This window comes from Nocardia sp. NPDC127579 (assembly GCF_042672005.1).
GTDB lineage: Bacteria > Actinomycetota > Actinomycetes > Mycobacteriales > Mycobacteriaceae > Nocardia.
This window is the reverse complement of the sequence record NZ_JBHXVZ010000001.1, coordinates 123,499-126,602: the sequence shown is the minus strand read 5'-3', so window position 1 is coordinate 126,602 and position 3,104 is coordinate 123,499. Positions and strand designations below refer to the sequence as shown.

The 3,104-nt window shown below is 68.7% G+C and carries 3 protein-coding genes; all 3 read left to right on the top strand.

Features of this window, described 5'->3' with window-relative positions; translation table 11 throughout:
* The first annotated feature begins 115 nt into the window (after positions 1–115).
* Positions 116–439: a hypothetical protein gene (locus tag ACFVMC_RS00715; protein WP_379205692.1), complete on the top strand. Its 324-nt coding sequence runs from the start codon at positions 116–118 to the stop codon at positions 437–439.
* On the top strand, positions 436–1,197 hold the full coding sequence (locus ACFVMC_RS00710) for an ESX secretion-associated protein EspG (protein ID WP_379205691.1): 762 nt from the start codon (positions 436–438) through the stop codon (positions 1,195–1,197). Before ACFVMC_RS00715 ends, ACFVMC_RS00710 begins: the two co-directional genes overlap by 4 nt.
* Before the next feature lie 1,084 nt (positions 1,198–2,281).
* Complete coding sequence (locus tag ACFVMC_RS00705; protein WP_379205690.1) at positions 2,282–3,022, top strand: type IV toxin-antitoxin system AbiEi family antitoxin; 741 nt, start codon at positions 2,282–2,284, stop codon at positions 3,020–3,022.
* Positions 3,023–3,104: the final 82 nt, after the last annotated feature.

The window sequence follows — 3,104 nt, the reverse complement described above, 5'->3', positions numbered from 1 at the left end:
CGCGGTCGCTGGGGCTGGGTGTTGGCGAGGGCGCGGGTGTGAGCGGGCGGGGTGAGCGAGCCATGTTCCGGCGCGTTTCGCGGTCGCTGGGGCTGAGTGTCTGCGAGGTGCGGGCGTGAGCGGGATCTGGGAGTTGACTCCGATCGAATCCTGGGTCGCGTGGGAGACTCTCGGCCGTCGTACGCCGTTCCCGTTCCCGTTGACGTTCGCCGCCGAGGTGGAAACTCAGGTCGAGTTCGATCTGCAACGGCGGGCCGCGGCGGATGCGCTGTGTGCGGGTGTGAACGGGTGGGGGGAGCGGGCTATGTCGCGGGGCGTTTCGTGCACGCTGGGGCTGAGTGTTGGCGAGGGTGCGGGTGTGGGCGGGTGGGGGGAGCGAGCCATGTCGCGGGGCGTTTCGTGCATGCCGGGGCTGAGGGTCTGCGAGGTGTGGGCGTGAGCGGCACCTGGGAGTTGACTCCGATCGAATTCTGGGTCGCGTGGGAGACTCTCGGCCGGGATCGTATGCCGTTCCCGTTGACGTTCGCCGCCGAGGTGGAAACTCAGGTCGAGTTCGATCTGCAACGGCGAGCCGCGGCGGATGCGCTGTTGTCCCGCATGGGTTCCGATGATTCGCTCTATCACGCCCTGCACGCGCTGGCCCATGCCGACGTGCGGATCGAGCTGTTCGGCTACCGCTATGACGGCCGCGACCGGATGATCCGTGCGTGCGCCGCCCGCGAATCCACCAATGGTGTTGTGGCCGCGCAGATCCCGGGCCCGAACTTCGGCGACGGCGGCAATATCCGGGTCGATCTGCGCCCCGCACACGCCATCGTTTCCCGCCTGCTCTCGGTGCTCCCCGATGTCCCCGCGGGCTCCGGCACCCCCATCGACATGCACCGCAACGATCTGAACCGCCCGCCCCGCCCCAACTCGCACCGCCGTTCGGCCCCCGAGCAGGCGATCGCTTTCCTCCAGCGCCCCTACCGCACCTACGCCGAACTACGCGTAGTCACCGGCCCCGCCCTCGACGGCTGGCACGAGGGCGGCACCCGCCTGCACGTCATCGACTACCGCAACGACGGCCGCTACCTCATCCACGACAACGAACGAGTCCAAGTAATCCCCGCCACCCCCAAACGCCTCCACATCGAAACCACCCGCCTCCTCGAAGAATCCACCACCAAACCCGCCGCCGCCACCTGGCCGACTTGACCTGCCCCACCACCGAACTCGCCGACGCCACCTGCCCCGCTGGCCTGGCTCGTCATCGATCTCGCCGACGTCACCTGCCCCGCTGGCCTGGCTCGTCATCGATCTCGGTGACGTCTTCTGGCTGGCTGGGGTGGCTTGTCGCCGATCTCGGTGACGTCTTCTGGCTGGCTGGGGTGGCTTGTCGCCGATCTCGGTGACGTCTCCTGGCTGGCGTGGCTCGTCATCGATCTCGCTGACGTCTTCTGGCTGGCTGGTCTGGCCCGTCGCCGAACTCGCCGACGCCACCTGGCCGACTTGACCTGCCCACCGCCGAGCTACCGACGTCACCTGGTCGGCCCGGCCCATCGCCGATCTCGCCGACGCCACCTGGCCAGTTCGACCTGCCCACCACAACAGCGACCCGCTATACGTCAGGCCGCCCGATGCTGCCGACGCCTACGCGGCAAGCAATCAGCGGCGAAGGAACCTCGTTCCGGTCGTCGGCGATAGCTGGGCAGTGCTCGTCGAGCACTGGTTCAGCAGCAGAGTTGTCGCAGCAGGCGGCGGCATCATCGAAGGAGCAGGCCCGTCCCCGAGACCTGCCTCATCCTGGCAGGCCCCCTCGGCGCCGGCACGGCCGCCGCATTCATGCGCGCCCGCTAGAACTCGCGCCGACAATCCACCCAGCCCACCCCTGACTCTCGAGGCTCTGACGTACCCAACCTGGACCCGGCCCTCTTGACCGCCCCCACCTCCAACAGCGCCCTCCCATTCGGCAACTCGCCACTCAGGCCCCCACCACCTCGGCTTCCGCCCTTCGCCCACCAGCATCGCGATACTGGGGAAAGTGGGACACCACTGTGGGGGCTTCTCGCGAAATGCCACCGTCATGTCCCGCTTCCAGCTCCGCCGATTGTGGATGGTGAGGTTTTCTGGGGATGGGCGGTTGGTGGGGGGTTGGTGGGGGGAGGATTGGTGGGTGGAGGTGGGTGACGAACCGTTTTTGGGGAGCTGGGCTTTGGGTGGGGGGCGGGTGAGTGGTTGGGAGCTCCGGAAGGATTTCGCCCGGGTTCATCCGAATGTGTATGTGCGCAAGGGGGTTGAGTTGGATGCGCGGGGTCGCGCGCATGCCGCTGCGCACTGGTCGCGTGACCGGGGTGTGCTGGTCGGGTATTCGGCGGCGGCACTGCACGGCGCGAAGTGGCTGGATCGCAAGCCTGCCGAGATCGCGGTGCCCGGCCATGTTCGCGCGCCGCGCGGTGTCCGGGTGTTTCGCGATGTCATACCCGAGGATCAGGTGTCCGAGATCGACGGGGTCCGCTGCACGACACCGGCCCGCACGGCCTACGATCTCGGTCGCCGCCTCGATTTCGACGAAGCAGTAGAGACCATCGACGCGCTCTGCCACGCAACCCGGCTCGTTCCCGACGCGGTCGCCGAACTGGTCGCCTCGCTGGCGCGTGCGCGTGGCGGCACCCGGGTTCGGAACCTGCTGCGCTATGTGGACGGCGGTGCCGAATCGATCCCGGAATCGCGCACCCGGCTACTGCTCCAGCAGGCCGGCCTGCCGAAACCGCACACCCAGATCCGCGTCATCGGCCCCGACGGCTTCGTCGTGGCCCGGCTCGACATGGGCTGGCCCGAATGGCGCGTGGCGGTCGAGTACGACGGCGCTCACCACTGGACCGATCCCGCCCAGCGCACCTGGGATATCGACCGCAACCAGTACCTCAACGACCTGGGCTGGACCATAATCCACGTCAGCGCCGCCCTCCTGCGCACCCGCCCCCACCACATCCTCTCCCGAGTCACCCACGCCCTCCGCGCCCGCGGCGCCCCACTCTGACGGGCGCCCCACTCTGACGGGCGCCCCACTCTGACGGGCGCCCCACTCTGACGGGCGCCCCACTCTGACGGGCGCCCCACTC